The following is a 15,455-nucleotide window of genomic DNA, read 5'->3' as shown; positions in this document are numbered from 1 at the left end:
CAGGCTGGTCGAGTAGCCACCGAGCGAAGCGAGGCGGCGTATCGAGACCCCGGCACCATCGCCTCGATACGCTCCCCCGCATACTCGACAACCCCCAGGGTGCTCGAGCAGCACGACCACCAGCGCCGCGGTCTCGATACGCTCGCTCACTTCGTTCCCGGGCTACTCGACCAGCCTAAAAAGGGCACGCTCGCCCAGTAGCCGCCCGAAACGCAGGCCCGCCCCCAGGCTGGTCGAGTAGCCACCGAGCGAAGCGAGGCGGCGTATCGAGACCCCGCACCCGGGCAAACGGTCAGCGGATGCCGAGGTCCTTGGCGATCATCGGCCACGTGGTGTGCAGGTCCTTCTCCCAGTACTCCCACGAGTGCGTTCCGACGGGTCGCGTGATGGTCGTGGTGTTGACGCCCGCCGCCTTCAGAGCCTGTTCCATCTGCGTGGTGCAGTTGTGGACGGCGGCCTCGATGACGCCGCCCATGACCACCTGATCGAGGAGGACCGCAGGATCGCCGTTGATCAATCGCGAGTCGAGGGTGTCGTACCGACCGGGCAGCCCGGTGCCCGAGGTCATGTACACGTTGACGCCCTTGAGCGCGGAGGCGTGCAGATACGGATCGTTCTCGCGCCAGCCGGGCCCGTCGAGCGGACCCCACATGTTGGTGATGTCGCCGCGGCCGCGGTCGCCGATGACCGTTCGGACGTACGCCTGGCCGAGCGGGTCGCTGGTGCGTGCGCAGCCGCTGTACGCGGCGACCGACCGATACAGCTTGGGTGCGGCTATGGCGAGGTTGAACACCGACGTCCCCGACATCGAGATGCCCGCGATGGCGTTGGCACCGGTCGCACCGAGCGCCTTGTCGAGCAGCGGCGGAAGCTCCTCGGTGAGGAAGGTCTGCCACTTGTTGCGCCCGAGCACCGGATCGTCGCGCTGCCAGTCCGTGTAGTACGAGAAGGCGCCGCCGACCGGCGTCACGACGTTGACGTCCTTGTCGGCGAAGAACTTCTTGTAGTCGGTCTTGGCCCGCCAGGTGGCGCTGTCCTCGCCGCCGCCCGCGCCGTTGAGCAGATACAGGATGGGGGCCGGCGCCTCACTGCCCTGCGGCCGCAACACGTTGAGGAGGATCGACTTGCCCATCGCACCCGAGTACACCTCGGCCAGCGACTCCTGCGGCGAGACCTTCGTCAGCGAGACCAGACGTGCAGGCAGCTGCGCGGTCGCCGGTTCGGCGGCAGTCGATGTCGCGGGGTCGGCGACCGCGGTCGCGCCGACCAGACCGGAACCGGCGAGCAGCACCGCGCACACACTCGAGACCGCCATCGTTCGCGCACTGAATCGACGCACCTTGAACCCCTCTTACCTCAGTGGTCACTCCAGTCACATCGTAGCCCGCGGTGCTCAACGACTCGAAATTCGCGCCGAAGTTGGAATCGGAAAGTTGCCGACACCACTCCACAACCGGATTTACCTCACTATCCCGGCAATATCCGGCCCGGTGATGTGAATGTTCCCAGGCTTGGCTAGTAACGTCGCCTCAGCGCCAGCACATCGTCGTGCCACGACCGACGGTGAATCACAGACTACGACGAGGTACCAGGTGGTAAACGCCCAACCGAAACTCGACGACGCTCCCGATCGTCCCCGGGACGGCGTCCCCGACACGGAGACGCCGCCGGTCACGACACCGACGCCGAAACGGCGCGATGGGCACCTGTACCAGATCGACTTCGTCCGCCTGTTCACCTTCGGCGGAGTGATCCTCGATCACGTGATCCTGGGTCTGGCACCGCTCACCGCGATGGCGGCGCAGGGCGTGGGGCTGATGCTGCGATACACCCGCTACTGCTTCTTCGCGCTCACCGGCTTCGTGCTGACCTACCAGTACCGCAACCGCGAACTGCACGCCCCCACCTTCTGGCGCCGCCGATACAAGCTCATCGGTCTGCCCTTCCTGGTGTGGACGCTGTTCTACTGGACCAACCGGCACTACCAGCGCGGCGGGTGGGACGCAGTCACCGGCATCTTCGCCGACGGCGCCTCCGAACGGCTGGCGCTCAAGAGCCTGGTGTACGACCTCATCACCGGCAATGCCGCCTACCACCTGTACTTCCTGTCGGTCAGCATGCAGATCTACCTGGTCTTCCCCGCTGTCCTGTGGGTGATCAAGCGGACCTGGGGATATCACCGCTACCTGCTCCTCGGCAGCGGCGCCTTCCACATCTGGCTGCTGTTCCACATGGTCCGGCCGCCGCACGACGTCTTCACCAGCGGGGTCCCCGGGCTCGTCTGGCGCTACCTCGGCGTGACCCTGTTCCCGTATCAGTTCTTCATTCTCGCGGGCTGTCTGGCGGCCTACCACTACGACGCCTTCAGCGGCTTCATGCGACGCTTCCGCCGGCCGCTGGTGCTCGTCGCGCTGATCACGATCATCGTCACGCTCGTGTACTTCGTGATCAACGTCGACCAGGGCGAGGAGATGTTCCGGGCGACGAACGTCTTCATGGTGCACAACGCGTTCGCGTTCGTCGGCATCATCGTCCTGCTCTACATCGCGGGCACCCTGTGGCAGGACAAGCGGCGCGCAGGATCGATCGCCGACAACGTCATGCGAACCGCCGCCGACCGTTCGTTCGGCATCTACCTCGCGCACGTGATCGTCCTGTCGTCGGTGCTCGTGACTTCCCGGGAGCACCTCGACAAGCCCCTGTGGCTCAACCTCATCGTGACGTACCTGGTGACGGTCGCGGTGACCGTCTACCTGGTCGAAGTCCTGCGACGCAGCCCGATCAGCCTGATCACCACCGGCCGTGAACGGATCGACTGGCGCATCCAGCGGTGGGGTCGCTCGACGGTGGTCGCCGTCGTCGGCGGTCTGATCGGACTGGCCGTGTACGAGGGCTTCAACACCCAGTTGGGCGTCCTGATCGCCGCGACCAGCGCGCTGCTGTTGGTGTCGGCGGCGATCGTCGGCGTCAAGCAGAGCAACGCCGCGCACGACGCCAAGCCGGTCAAGAGCTAGAGCGTCCCGAAGACGACCTCATCGTCAGACGCTCAGCGCCCCGACGATGAGGTCGGCGATCCCCTCCTTGCCGACGGCATTGGGGTGGAAGACCATCTTGCTGCCGAAGCCGCGGACCCACGGCTGCGGTCCGCACGTCGAATGCTCGCCGGCGAGCGCCTGCGTCGAGATGTGCTGCGCACCGGTCCGCTCGGCGACGCGCTGATTGACCGCTGACATCTCCTCGGTGATCCGCACCTGCTGCTCCACCTCCCACGGCATCAAGGGCAGGAGTCGACACGGCGGCGCATCGAGCGCGACCACCGGCGTGTAATCGACGAGCACCACCTGAGCCTGCGGCGCCCGCGCCTTGATGGCGTCGACCGCAGACACCAGAGAGGCCTCCAGTTCCGCGTAATCGGCCGGCCCCGGAGCAGGCGGCGGCATCCGACCGGAACCGCAGTGCGACAAGCCGAGGGCCCGCATGTTGGTGCACGCCTCGGAGATCACCCGCCCGATGAAGTCGATGTCGTTGCCGCCGGTGGTGATCGTGACCAGTCGCGTGCGCTGGTCGACGGCCTCCACCTGCGGTCGGCGATGCTTGCGATCGTGTTTGGGGCCGGTGACGAGCTCTGCCGCCGTCGACCCGGAGCAGGTCACGTCGACCAGCTCGAGCCCCAGCTTCTCGGCGACTCGGTGCGGATAGTTGTCACCGGTGCGCAGGCAGCGCCGATCGACGATCGGTCCCTCGCCGGGGCCCGCCGCGAAGGAACTCCCCATCGCCACGTAGGTCTCCGGCGCGTTCCGCGCCGACGCGCTGACCACCGACGCGGTGCTCGGCGCCGCGGTCCCACGCGAGCTCGACAGGGCGAATCCGACCAGAGCGGTCACGACCACCGCGGCAACGACTGCAGCGACGGCCGCAGGGCGGTTGACGGAAGAGCGCATGGGAAAAGTCTCACACACCGACCTGTGTAATCCCCTAACCGCGCCGGTCGATCACCGTGTCCTGTAAGCAATCCCACGCTCGGCGCCGACAGGGGCGAAACGACGGCGGCCGCCGTCGGGAACTGGTCCCGACGACGGCCGCCGTCACGTGCGCTCGACGCGGCGAGGTCAGCCCGCCTCGCCCTCGGCGGTCTTGGTCAGCTCGACCGGTGCGTCCGGCACCGCGCGCGGGCGCGGCGAGCCGGAGAAGGTGAACTTGGCGTCCTCGCCGGCGCCTTCGCCGTCCCAGCCCTCGACGTCGATCAGGATGATCTGGCCGGCGTTGATCTCCTCGAAGAGGATCTTCTCCGACAGCTGGTCCTCGATCTCGCGCTGAATGGTGCGACGCAGCGGACGCGCACCGAGCACGGGGTCGAAGCCGCGCTTGGCGAGCAGGTTCTTGGCCTTCTCGGTCAGCTCCAGATCCATGTCCTTGTTCTTCAACTGCTGCTCCACGCGGCCGATCATCAGGTCGACCATCTGGATGATCTCGTCCTGCGTCAGCTGGTGGAAGACGATGATGTCGTCGATGCGGTTGAGGAACTCGGGCCGGAAGTGCTTCTTGAGCTCGTCGTTGACCTTCTGCTTCATCCGCTCGTAGTTCGAGCCGCTGCCGTCGTCCTTGCTGAAGCCGACGCCGACCGCCTTGGAGATGTCGCGGGTGCCCAGGTTCGAGGTGAAGATCAGCACGGTGTTCTTGAAGTCGACCGTGCGACCCTGACCGTCGGTGAGTCGACCGTCTTCCAGGACCTGCAACAGGGTGTTGTAGATCTCCGGGTGGGCCTTCTCGATCTCGTCGAACAGGACGACGGAGAAGGGCTTGCGACGGACCTTCTCGGTGAGCTGCCCGCCCTCGTCGTAGCCGACGTAGCCGGGAGGGGCACCGAAGAGCCGCGATGCGGTGAAGCGATCGTGGAACTCGCCCATGTCGATCTGGATGAGCGCGTCGTCCTCGCCGAACAGGAAGTTGGCCAGCGCCTTGGACAGCTCGGTCTTACCGACGCCCGAGGGGCCGGCGAAGATGAACGAGCCCGACGGACGCTTGGGGTCCTTGAGTCCGGCGCGCGTGCGGCGGATGGCCCGCGAGACAGCCGAGACGGCGTCCTTCTGACCGATGATCCGCTTGTGCAGCTCGTCCTCCATGCGGAGCAGACGGGTGGTCTCCTCCTCGGTGAGCTTGAAGACCGGAATACCGGTCCAGTTGCCCAGGACCTCGGCGATCTCCTCGTCGTCGACCTCGGCGACCACGTCGAGGTCGCCGGCACGCCACTGCTTCTCCCGCTCGGCGCGTTCGGCGACGAGCTGCTTCTCCTTGTCGCGCAGGCTCGCGGCCTTCTCGAAGTCCTGCGCGTCGATCGCCGACTCCTTCTCCTTGCGCGCGTCGGCGATCCGATCGTCGAATTCGCGCAGGTCTGGCGGAGCGGTCATCCGGCGGATCCGCATCCGGGCGCCGGCCTCGTCGATCAGGTCGATCGCCTTGTCGGGCAGGAAGCGGTCGTTGATGTACCGGTCGGCCAGGGTCGCCGCCGCCGCGAGGGCGCCGTCGGTGATGGACACCTTGTGGTGCTGCTCGTAGCGGTCGCGCAGGCCCTTGAGGATCTCGATGGTGTGCTCCACCGACGGCTCGCCGACCTGGACCGGCTGGAAGCGTCGTTCCAGCGCGGCGTCCTTCTCGATGTACTTGCGGTACTCGTCGAGAGTGGTGGCGCCGATCGTCTGCAGCTCACCGCGGGCCAGCTTCGGCTTCAGGATGCTGGCGGCGTCGATCGCGCCCTCGGCGGCACCCGCGCCGACGAGCTGGTGCAGCTCGTCGATGAACAGGATGATGTCGCCGCGGGTGTTGATCTCCTTGAGGACCTTCTTCAGGCGTTCCTCGAAGTCGCCGCGGTAGCGGCTGCCCGCGACCAGGGAACCCAGGTCGAGGGTGTAGAGCTGCTTGTCCTTGAGGGTCTCCGGGACATCGCCGTTGACGATGGCCTGGGCCAGACCCTCGACGACGGCGGTCTTGCCGACGCCGGGCTCGCCGATCAGCACCGGGTTGTTCTTGGTGCGGCGGCTGAGCACCTGCATGACCCGCTCGATCTCTTTCTCGCGACCGATGACGGGGTCGAGTTTGCCCTCGCTCGCGGCGGTCGTGAGATTTCGACCGAACTGATCCAGGACGAGCGACGTCGACGGGGTGCCCGACTCCGACGACCGGGCGCCGGTGCCCGCCTCGGCGGGCTCCTTGCCCTGGTAGCCCGACAGGAGCTGGATGACCTGCTGGCGCACCTTGTTGAGGTCGGCGCCCAGCTTCACCAGGACCTGGGCTGCCACGCCCTCGCCCTCGCGGATGAGACCGAGCAGGATGTGCTCGGTGCCGATGTAGTTGTGGCCCAGCTGCAGCGCCTCGCGCAGGCTCAGCTCCAGCACCTTCTTGGCGCGCGGAGTGAACGGGATGTGACCGGACGGGGCCTGCTGCCCCTGACCGATGATCTCCTCCACCTGGCTACGGACGGCTTCCAGCGAGATGCCGAGCGACTCGAGTGCCTTCGCCGCAACGCCCTCGCCCTCGTGGATGAGACCCAAGAGGATGTGCTCGGTGCCGATGTAGTTGTGGTTGAGCATCCGCGCTTCTTCCTGCGCCAGGACGACGACCCGGCGTGCGCGGTCGGTGAACCGTTCGAACATTGTTCTCCCTCTATTGCTTGCGCCCCGGCCGCTGCCACGAAAGTGTGACGAACTTGGCGGCCAGCCCTGCCTCCACTGTAGTGGTCGTTCGAGGCAGCGCGGCGGTTACACCCGTCCTCGGGTGAGGACCCTGGACTGCGGCGGGGTTCTGTGGTTGACAACGCCGCGCTCAAGGGCAATGTTCCCGGCCCGATACGCCGTGAGCGAACGGACGTCAAGACCGGGCTGAAGCGGCGTCCGACGGGGTGGACCTGGGGGTCCGCGACCTCGGTGACGACCCCGTGGGCCCCGCCGCCGAGGTCACCGAACGGCAACGCGGCATCACTCCGGCGGCCCTGCTCGAGCGTGATTGACTGTCTGCATGTTCCGAAGCCGGTGGTTCCCCCCTCGTCTCCCGCGGCTGCGCGGCGGCATGGCGGCGGTGGCGGCTGCGGGGTCCGTCGCCCTGGCGGTGACCGCGGGCGTCGTCCTCTCGGGAACGCCGCGCTCGGCGACTCCCGCGGCACCCGGAGTCCTGCAGTCGTATGCGGTCGCACCGACCCAGGCCTGGATGCTCGACGACTCGGTCCTCCCCGGGGTCGGGGGCGGCGGGGCGATCACCGTGGCCGCCACCGACGGTGACGACTGGTTGATCGCCTACCCGGCGGGGATCCGACGCGAGTACCTGCTCATCGACGCCCGCAACGGGTCGCCGCGCTGGGATCACCCCGTCGATGCCGGTTTCGGCGCCTGCGCGATGAACGAGCGGCATCAGGTCGGCTGCGCGATCCGGTTGCGCATCGAAGGCCCCGAGAACGGCTTCTACCTGGTCGATCGTTCCAGCGGCGAGCTCACCCGCACCGCGGACGGCGACGACACCGCCGCGCTGTTGGGATTCGGCGACGGCTTCGTGCACGTCAACCAGACCGGCTACCAGGTGAGTCTGCGGACCCCGGACGGCGCGACTCGCTGGAGCCGGACCTTCGCCGCCGCGGCCACCGCGACCGACGCCGGCGGTGCGCTGCTGGTCTCGACCGCCGACGACACCCATCACGTCATCGATCCGGCCGACGGCACCGACCGCCTCTCGTGCAGCCAGTGCACCGTCGACGTCTATCCCGGCGGACTGGCGGTCACCAGCACCCGCATCGACCACGAATCCGTCGCCTTCCACCCGTTCACCGCGGGCGGGGTGTCGCGGACGCCGGTCGGGACGGCGTCGCGGATGCGCGTGGTGCGCGGGCCGTCGACGCTGCCCGTGCTCGCGCCGGCGGGCACCGGATCGGCGTTGGACGCGGCCGGTCGCTACGAGATCGTCGACCCGGCCACCGGCCGGACCCGATGGCGACTGGACGATCCGGAGTTGTCGAAGGCGAGTCCGCGCCCGTGCGGTCCGGTGCTGTCGGTGGCGCGCAAGGACCGCTCGCGAGTGTTCTTCGACCTCGCCGACGGCACTCGACGCGGCGAGTCGCCCCCGCCCGCACTCGACGACCCGGACGCCAACCTCGACTCCGCGACCTGCCTGGGCGCCTCCGACGAGGTCGCGGTGTTCGCCAATCCCAACCAGCTGACGGCGGTCGGCGTCGATTCCGGCCGCCAGGTGTGGTCGCAGCCCCTGCTCGGCAGCGCCGAGTCGGTCGACGGGACCATCGTGCTGCGGCAGGGCAGCACGCTCACTGCGTTGCGGCCCGACTGACCGTCAGCGGCGGTCGTACTCGGCACGTGCCTCGTCGACCTGATCGACCTGCCCTTCGACGAGGTCGATCAGGTCGGCCAGACGCTCGGCGACCTGTCGGCCACGGTCGGTGAGCGAGTACTCCACCCGCGGTGGGATCGCTTGGAGCATCTCGCGGTGCACGTAGCCGTCGCGTTCGAGTGACTGCAGACTCACCGACAGCATGCGTTCGCTGACGCCGTCGACGCGGCGGCGCAGCGCGTTGAACCGGAGTTCGCCGTCCAGCAGCGCGACCAGCGCCAGCAGCCCCCAGCGGCTGGTGACGTTCTGCAGGATCGCCCGCGAGCTGCAGTTCCGGGAGAAGACGTCGGCCTCGAGCGTCGGATCGTCGACCAGCGGTTCGGCGCCGCCGACCGCCGGATTCATCGCCTCGGGCTGTACGTCGGACATACCGTCAGCTTACGCCCCCACCATCCAGTGCTGACTGTCACCATTGCACATTACTTTTAGTAAGTGCATCATGAAATGGATGTGAAAGAGCGGCGGAACCTCCGTCGCATCGACGAAGGGATCACCATGACGACCTATGCAGTCACCGGAGCGACCGGCGGCCTCGGCGGAGCAGCCGTGACCGCATTGATCGAGCGCGGCGTCGATCCGACCGACGTCGTGGCCGTTGTGCGCGATGAGACGAAGGCCGCGACGCTGACCGCCGCCGGCGTCACGGTTCGGACGGCCGACTACGACGACCCGTCGGCTCTGCGCGCCGCCCTGTCCGGGGTCGACCGCCTGCTTCTGGTGTCGGGCCCGGAGGTCGGCAAGCGGCTGCCCCAGCACACCAACGTCATCGAAGCCGCGTCGGCCGCCGGGGTCTCGCTGATCGCCTACACCAGCATCCTGCGCGCGGACGTCTCACCGCTGGCCCTGGCGACCGAGCATCGCGCCACCGAGAAGCTGCTCGCCGACAGCGGTCTGGGCACCGTGCTGCTGCGCAACGGCTGGTACTCGGAGAACTACACCCAGTCCCTCGCCCCCGCACTCGCGACGGGTGTCTTCGCGGGCAGCGCGGGCACCGGTACGGTCGCGCCGGCCGCACGCGCCGACTACGCCGACGCCGCGGCCGCTGCCCTGTTGTCCGCCCCGGCGGGCGCGGTGTACGAACTGGCCGGCGCCGAGCACCTGACCTACGCGGACATCGCAGCCGCCTTCGCCGCGGCGAGCGGGCGCCCGGTGACGTATCAGGATCTGCCCGAGGCCGAGTACGCCGCGGTGCTGACCGCCGCCGGTGTCCCGGCGGCCTTCGCCGCGATCCTGGCCGATTCCGACGCCTGGGCGGCCGCGGGCGCGCTCGACTCGGCGTCGACCGACCTCGCCGACCTCCGCGGTCGGCCCGCCACCCCGTTCGCCGAGGTCGTCGCCGCGGCGCTCAGCACGAGCGACTGACGATCCCGGGGATCGCCGACGCTACCGACGCAGGAAGGCCGCCAATGCGGCCGAGTACATCGGCACGTCGGCGGTCCCCATCAGCTCGCGGCAACTGTGCATCGCCAGTTGCGGCGCGCCGACATCGACGGTGAGCAGTCCGGTCCGCGTCGCGGTGAGCGGGCCGATCGTCGAGCCGCACGGCAGATCGGCGCGATGCACGTAACGCTGCAGTGGCACGTCGGCGGCACGGCAGGCCAGCGCGAACTCGGCTTCACCGATCGCGTCGGAGGCGTACCGCAGGTTCTGATTCACCTTGAGCACCGGCCCGCCGCCCACCGCGATCCGGTGCGACGGCTCGTGCCGCTCGGTGTAGTTGGGGTGGGTGGCGTGCGCCATGTCGCCCGAGACGCAGACGCTCGCCGCCATCGCCCGAAGGAACTCGTCGCGACCGCCGCCGTCCGCGGCGACGATCCGTTCGCAGACCGTCACCAGGAAGTCCGACGAGGCGCCGCGCTCGGATCCGGAGCCGACCTCTTCGTGGTCGAACAGTGCGAGCATCCGAACCGCCCCCGCCGCGACGGCGTCGCCTGCGTCGAGCAGGGCACGCAGCCCGGCGTAGCAGGTGGCCTGGTTGTCGAGTCGCGGTGCGCTGAGCAGATCGCCCGCGGCACCGATGACCTGCGACGGTGCGACGTCGTGGGTCATCAGCTCCCAGCCCAGCACCGACTCGGGACGCAGGCCCGCCCGCTGCGCGACGAAGTCGAGCAGCGGTTGCGCCTCACCGACGCCGCGGATCGCGTCGACGTGCCGCTGCGGATCCAGGTGCACGCCCTTGCGGTCGTCGGACAGGTGGATCGCCAGTTGCGGTACCCGAAGGATGGGTTCGTCGATGCGGACGAGCCGGAAGCCGACCGCGCCGTCGTCGTCGTAGGCCAGTCGGCCCGACAACCCAAGGTCGCGGTCGAGCCAGGAGTTCAGCCAGGCGCCGCCGTAGGGTTCGAGGGCGACCGTCGCAAGGCCGGCGGCGGTGCGGTCGGGGTTCTGCTTGACGCGCAGGTTGGGACTGTCGGTGTGTCCGCCGACGATCCGGAAGCGCAGGTCGTCGGCGACGGCGGCCGCATCCCAGGCGATGATGGAACCGCCGCGCACCACGTAGTGGCGGCCGTCGGCCGCGCCGGTCCAGTCGTCGGTCTCGGCCAGCGGGGTGTAGCCGGCCTCATCGAGGGCCGTCGCCACGGTCGCGCACACGTGAAACGGCGACGGCGAGGCGTCGATGAAGTCACCGAGCCCCGCCGCGTCAGCCGTACTGATCACCGTCATCGATTGATCACACGCTCGCCAGCACCGCGTCCAATGCCGAGTAGAACATGCCCAGGCCGTCGTCACTCGGTCCGGTGAGCGCCTCGGTGGCGTGCTCCGGATGCGGCATCAGGCCGACGACGCGCCCGTTGGCGCTGGCGATGCCCGCGATGTCGAGGGTCGAGCCGTTCGGGTTGCCGCCGGCGTAGGTGAAGGCGATCCGGCCCTCCCCCTTGAGCTCCTCGATGGTCCGCTCCGAGGCGACGTAGCGTCCCTCGCCCGACTTCAGCGGGATGAGGATCTCGGCGCCGACCTCGTAGCGCGAGGTCCACGCGGTGGTGTTGGACTCCACGCGCAACCACTGGTCACGGCAGATGAAGTGCAGGCCCTCGTTGCGCGTGAGCGCGCCAGGCAGCAGCCCGGCCTCGCAGAGGATCTGGAAACCGTTGCAGATGCCCAGGACCGGCATCCCGCGCTCCGCGGCGGCCACCACTTCGCCCATCACCGGGGCGAACTTGGCGATCGCGCCGCAGCGCAGGTAGTCGCCGTACGAGAAGCCGCCGGGGACGATGACCGCGTCGACACCCTTGAGGTCGGCGTCGCCGTGCCAGAGGCTGACGGCTTCGCCGCCCGCGGCGTTGACGGCGCGGGCCGCGTCGACGTCGTCGAGGGTGCCGGGAAAGGTGATGACTCCGATGCGAGCGGTCATGGCGCCGTTACTCCGAGACACGGGTGACGTTGAAGTTCTCGATGACCGTGTTGGTCAGGAGTTCCTCCGCGATCCGCTCGAGAGCGGCGTCGTCGACCGAGTCGTCGACTTCCAGCTCGAAACGCTTGCCCTGGCGGACGTCTGCGACGCCGGTGAACCCCAGGCGTCCCAGCGCACCGACGATGGCCTGGCCCTGCGGGTCCAGGATCTCGGCCTTGGGCATCACATCGACCACTACACGCGCCATTCGCCGCACTGCTCCTCAAACCGATGGTCTTGACGTGTCTCGCCCGAATGGGCGGGACGGATACGGCAACTACTCTACCTGGCTCAAGACCGGTTGCTGAGCGCTGCCTCGATGGCCGTGATCACTTCGGGCGCATCGGGCTCGGTGCGGGGCCGGAACCGTCCGGCGACCGTCCCGTCGGCGGCCACCAGGAACTTCTCGAAGTTCCACTGGATGTCGCCGGATTCGCCTTGCGCATCAGGAGTTTCGGTCAGCGCCGCGTACAGCGGGTGTCGGTCGGGGCCGTTCACGTCGACCTTCTCCAAGAGGGGGAAGCTCACCCCGTAGGTCGTCGAGCAGAAGGTCGCGATCTCCTCGGGCGTACCGGGCTCCTGCCCCATGAACTGGTTGCAGGGGACTCCGACGACGGTCAGCCCGCGCGGGCCGTAGTCCTTCTGCAACTGCTCGAGCGCGGTGTACTGCGGGGTGAGCCCGCATTTCGAGGCGACGTTGACCACCAGGAGCGGGCCGGGCAGCCCGGCGAGACTGAACTCGCCGCCGTCGAGAGCGTGGACCGGGATGTCTTTGATGCTGGAGTGACTCATGTCCCACATGCTAAGTGCAGGTGAGGGAAGTCACCACTAATTGCGTTGCAGCAATAGTTGCGCATGCGTAAGTTCTTTTGGGTGTCCGATTCCGAATCCTCCGTCGCGTCTTGCACCCGCTCGCTGGTCGCATTCCTCGACCAGATCGCGGCACGCGCATCCTGCAGCACCGTCGACCGCGTGGCGGCGACGGAGCTGACGCTCTCGCAGCTCCGGATGCTGATGGTCCTGTCGCGCAGCGCCCATGACCTGTCGGTGAATGAGCTCGCCGACGCCGTCAATCTGTCGCTTGCGGCCGCTGGTCGGGGCGCCGATCGGCTCGTCGTCCTCGATCTCGTCGCCCGACGCGAGGACCCGACCGATCGTCGAGTGAAGCGACTGTCCCTGTCCGAGAAGGGACAGGAGCTGATCGCCTCCGAATTCCGGATGCACGAAGACGATCTGTCCGGTCTGGTCGCCGAGATCCCCGGCCGGGTTCGCGGCGAACTCCAGTCGGCCCTGACCGCCGCGATCGATGCCCTCGCTCCGAAACGCGTTTCCGCGAGACGCTGACCGCACCCCGAACTCCGCCCGGCTCCACCACATCTTCAGAAAAGAGAACCCCATGACCACCTCCCCGCCGGGAGTCACGAGCGACAAGCTCGGCCGCGATGTGTTCATCGTCGCCGGCGTCATCGTCCTGGGCGCGATCATGTCGATCCTCGACGTCACCGTCGTCGCCGTCGCCCAACCCACCTTCATGACCGAGTTCGACACCGCGGCGGCGGGAGCCGCCTGGTCGATGACCGGCTACACCCTCGCATTGGCCGCGGTGATCCCCACCGCCAGCTGGGCGGCGTCACGGTTCGGCACCAAGCGCGTGTACATCGCCTCGCTCGTGCTGTTCTTGATCGGCTCGGCACTGTGTGCGTTGGCGTGGAACATCGGTTCGCTCGTCGCCTTCCGCGTGGTTCAGGGCTTCGGCGGCGGTCTGCTCATGCCGATCGGCATGATGATCATGACTCGCGCGGCCGGTCCCGAACGCGTCGGTTCGGTCATGGCCGTGCTCGGCATCCCGATGCTGCTGGGTCCGATCATGGGCCCGATCCTGGGCGGCTGGCTGATCGAGATCGCGTCCTGGCACTGGGTCTTCCTGATCAACATCCCGATCGGCGTCATCGCGCTGGTCTACGCCTTCGTCGCACTGCCGAGCGGTGACGAGGAGGAGGCGAAGAAGATCGACATCCCCGGCCTGCTCATGCTGTCCCCCGGCCTGGCGCTGTTCCTGTTCGGCGTCTCGTCGAGCGCCGAGGAGCAGACCTTCAACGCTCCGCGCGTCTACCTGCCGATGATCATCGGCGCCGTGCTGATCGCCGGCTTCATCCGGCACGCGCTCCGCTCGTCGAATCCGCTGCTCGACCTCCGCCTGTTCCGGAACAGCACGCTGCGCATCTCCGTCATCACCATGTCGCTGTTCGCGATCGCCTTCTTCGGCGCCTCGCTGCTGTACCCGCAGTACTTCATCGTGGTGCGCGGCGAGAGCACGCTGGCGGCGGGCCTGCTGCTGGCGCCGCAGGGCATCGGCGCGATGCTGACCATGCCCATCGCAGGCAAGATGACCGACAAGATCGGCCCGGGCAAGTTCGTCCTCGGCGGCCTGGTCCTGATCGCCGTCGGCGTCTCGGCGTTCATCACGCTCGGCACCGACACCTCGTACTGGTTCCTGTGCGGCGCCCTGTTCGTCCAGGGTCTGGGCATGGGCATGACGATGATGCCGATCATGTCGGCCTCGCTGGCCACGCTGCGCGGCAAGGAGATCGCCGACGGCTCGACGCTGATGAACGCGATCCAGCAGACCTCATCGTCGATCGGTACCGCGATCATCACGGTCATCTTCACCACCATGCTGCTGCCGCTGTCGCGGGCCGTCATGCAGGCCGGCGGCGATCCGACCAAGACCGGCGAGGCGATGGTCGCCAACGGGGTGAACGTCCAGGATCCGGCGGCCGTGGCGAGCGCAGGGCAATCGGTGATCTCCGACATCGCGTCGACCTACGGCGACACGTTCATCATCGCCACAGCGCTGGTCGCGCTGACGCTGATCCCCGCCTTCTTCCTGCCGCGCAAGAAGATGGTGGTGGCCGCAGAGGAGGACGAGACGAGCGTGCCGGTCGCCATGCACTGACCGGCTGCACCGAACGTCGACCACACGGATCCGCGGGGTTCGGCGACGTTCGCGGGCGTACAGCGCCCGCGAACGTCGCTGAACCCCGCGGATCGTTTCGGATGTGGGGTCGAGTGCGGCCGGTTTCGTCAGTCACGCATCGCGGCGGCGCGCTCCAGCCAATCGGCGATCACGAGATCGGCCGCGCGCTGGTCGGACCGCATGTTCCGAGTGAGCTCGAATCCGCGGATCAACGCCATGAGTGATTCGAAGGCGATGGTCGAGCGCTGCGGATCGGAGATCCCGGAGTGCTCGTTGAAGACCGTGCGGATCCGTTCTCCCAGGCGACGCTCCGCCGGCAGCAACGCGACGCGGAGCTGGTCGTCGGTTCGCGACGCCGTCCACAGTTCCAGGGCCGCCTGGAAGGGCGGGCCGGTCATCGCCTCCCGCATGGCCGCGACCATGTCGACCAGCGCTTGCGGCCCGTCGCCCATCTCGGCGACCATCACGTCGACGTCGGCCAGTCGGATGTCGGCGATGTGGTGGATCGCCGCGACCAACAGATCGGTCTTCGACCCGAAATGATGGAGCAGAGCGCCGCGCGAGACGCCGGCCTCCTCCTGGATCCGCTGCGTGGTGGTGCCGGCGTAGCCGAACTCGACCAGACACCGCATCGTCGCATCGAGCAGCGTCTGGTGCGTTCGCTCTCGCTGCTGCTTCCTGGTCATTCCGGCCACGCCAGTC

Annotated in this window: 14 protein-coding genes; 5 read left to right on the top strand and 9 right to left on the bottom strand. The window is 68.1% G+C overall.

Translation table 11 applies throughout. The features are described from left to right. Positions 1-292 precede the first annotated feature (292 nt). Positions 293-1,315, bottom strand: coding sequence for an alpha/beta hydrolase (locus tag AAFO60_RS03560; protein WP_347954788.1), 1,023 nt, complete (start codon positions 1,313-1,315; stop codon positions 293-295). Between the two features lie 277 nt (positions 1,316-1,592). Between AAFO60_RS03560 and AAFO60_RS03555 the strand changes: the two genes are divergently transcribed. After that, the gene (locus AAFO60_RS03555) at positions 1,593-3,014 is read left to right on the top strand and encodes an acyltransferase (protein ID WP_347954787.1); all 1,422 of its coding nucleotides are present in this window, start codon (positions 1,593-1,595) and stop codon (positions 3,012-3,014) included. Positions 3,015-3,038: 24 nt separating this feature from the next. On the opposite strand, the gene AAFO60_RS03550 is transcribed toward AAFO60_RS03555, so the two are convergent. Both AAFO60_RS03550 and AAFO60_RS03545 read right to left on the bottom strand, forming a co-directional pair. Beyond that, the gene (locus AAFO60_RS03550; RefSeq protein ID WP_347954786.1) at positions 3,039-3,941 is read right to left on the bottom strand and encodes an SGNH/GDSL hydrolase family protein; all 903 of its coding nucleotides are present in this window, start codon (positions 3,939-3,941) and stop codon (positions 3,039-3,041) included. A gap of 168 nt (positions 3,942-4,109) precedes the next feature. Continuing rightward, entirely contained in the window at positions 4,110-6,650 is a 2,541-nt protein-coding gene (locus tag AAFO60_RS03545; RefSeq protein WP_347954785.1) for an ATP-dependent Clp protease ATP-binding subunit, read from the bottom strand. A 361-nt stretch (positions 6,651-7,011) separates the two neighbouring features. Between AAFO60_RS03545 and AAFO60_RS03540 the strand changes: the two genes are divergently transcribed. Then, positions 7,012-8,325, top strand: a complete 1,314-nt coding sequence (locus AAFO60_RS03540; RefSeq protein ID WP_347954784.1) for a PQQ-binding-like beta-propeller repeat protein — start codon at positions 7,012-7,014, stop codon at positions 8,323-8,325. 3 nt (positions 8,326-8,328) lie between these two features. Here AAFO60_RS03540 and AAFO60_RS03535 read toward each other — a convergent pair whose 3' ends face one another. Beyond that, positions 8,329-8,730, bottom strand: coding sequence for a winged helix-turn-helix transcriptional regulator (locus AAFO60_RS03535; protein ID WP_347955072.1), 402 nt, complete (start codon positions 8,728-8,730; stop codon positions 8,329-8,331). Positions 8,731-8,880: 150 nt separating this feature from the next. Here AAFO60_RS03535 and AAFO60_RS03530 point away from each other — a divergent pair, with 150 nt between their 5' ends. Continuing rightward, on the top strand, positions 8,881-9,747 hold the full coding sequence (locus AAFO60_RS03530; RefSeq protein WP_347954783.1) for an NmrA family NAD(P)-binding protein: 867 nt from the start codon (positions 8,881-8,883) through the stop codon (positions 9,745-9,747). A gap of 21 nt (positions 9,748-9,768) precedes the next feature. On the opposite strand, the gene AAFO60_RS03525 is transcribed toward AAFO60_RS03530, so the two are convergent. From AAFO60_RS03525 to AAFO60_RS03510, 4 genes are all read right to left on the bottom strand, one after another. Beyond that, positions 9,769-11,049: a M18 family aminopeptidase gene (locus AAFO60_RS03525; protein ID WP_347954782.1), complete on the bottom strand. Its 1,281-nt coding sequence runs from the start codon at positions 11,047-11,049 to the stop codon at positions 9,769-9,771. A 7-nt stretch (positions 11,050-11,056) separates the two neighbouring features. Beyond that, positions 11,057-11,737: a phosphoribosylformylglycinamidine synthase subunit PurQ gene (purQ, locus tag AAFO60_RS03520; protein WP_347954781.1), complete on the bottom strand. Its 681-nt coding sequence runs from the start codon at positions 11,735-11,737 to the stop codon at positions 11,057-11,059. A 7-nt stretch (positions 11,738-11,744) separates the two neighbouring features. Beyond that, entirely contained in the window at positions 11,745-11,984 is a 240-nt protein-coding gene (purS, locus tag AAFO60_RS03515; protein ID WP_347954780.1) for a phosphoribosylformylglycinamidine synthase subunit PurS, read from the bottom strand. 83 nt (positions 11,985-12,067) lie between these two features. Further along, the gene (locus AAFO60_RS03510; RefSeq protein WP_347954779.1) at positions 12,068-12,577 is read right to left on the bottom strand and encodes a glutathione peroxidase; all 510 of its coding nucleotides are present in this window, start codon (positions 12,575-12,577) and stop codon (positions 12,068-12,070) included. A gap of 72 nt (positions 12,578-12,649) precedes the next feature. Between AAFO60_RS03510 and AAFO60_RS03505 the strand changes: the two genes are divergently transcribed. Continuing rightward, on the top strand, positions 12,650-13,120 hold the full coding sequence (locus tag AAFO60_RS03505; RefSeq protein ID WP_347954778.1) for a MarR family winged helix-turn-helix transcriptional regulator: 471 nt from the start codon (positions 12,650-12,652) through the stop codon (positions 13,118-13,120). A gap of 52 nt (positions 13,121-13,172) precedes the next feature. Further along, entirely contained in the window at positions 13,173-14,732 is a 1,560-nt protein-coding gene (locus AAFO60_RS03500) for a DHA2 family efflux MFS transporter permease subunit (RefSeq protein ID WP_347954777.1), read from the top strand. A 128-nt stretch (positions 14,733-14,860) separates the two neighbouring features. Here AAFO60_RS03500 and AAFO60_RS03495 read toward each other — a convergent pair whose 3' ends face one another. Then, entirely contained in the window at positions 14,861-15,439 is a 579-nt protein-coding gene (locus AAFO60_RS03495; protein ID WP_347955071.1) for a TetR/AcrR family transcriptional regulator, read from the bottom strand. Positions 15,440-15,455: the final 16 nt, after the last annotated feature.

It is taken from the genome of Gordonia aichiensis (assembly GCF_039946255.1).
GTDB classification, from domain to species: Bacteria; Actinomycetota; Actinomycetes; order Mycobacteriales; family Mycobacteriaceae; genus Gordonia; species Gordonia aichiensis_A.
The sequence above is the reverse complement of the archived record's forward strand: the minus strand, read 5'-3'. Positions and strand labels throughout refer to the sequence as shown.